At 54.2% G+C, this 284-nt stretch carries 1 protein-coding gene; it reads right to left on the bottom strand.

Features of this window, described 5'->3' with window-relative positions; genetic code table 11:
- On the bottom strand, positions 1–184 hold a 184-nt coding region (locus Q4563_RS19275), incomplete at its 3' end, for a UUP1 family membrane protein (RefSeq protein ID WP_303605661.1).
- Positions 185–284 lie beyond the last annotated feature (100 nt).

The raw sequence follows: 284 nt of genomic DNA, 5'->3' as shown, positions 1-284 counted from the left end.
CGGTACGCTTGGTCCACTCGGCAACCGGATTGCCCCCATCGATAAAATTCAAGCCATAACCGGGAGAGGCACCACTTTCACGCAGCAGCATAAATCCGGGCTGATTGGACGGCCGAGCCAGAACAGCCCGCACCGGATCACCGTCAGTACTGAGCTCAACCCGGGCTTCAACCGACCAGACCACTTGTGATTTCCCTGGTAGCAGGGGCACGTCATACACCCAGTGACGATGAAGAATCTGTGCAATTCCTGCACTTAACAGCAGCAGTATCAATGCAATATAA

It is taken from the genome of Gilvimarinus sp. 1_MG-2023 (assembly GCF_030548285.1).
This window is presented reverse-complemented; position numbering and strand designations above follow the sequence as displayed.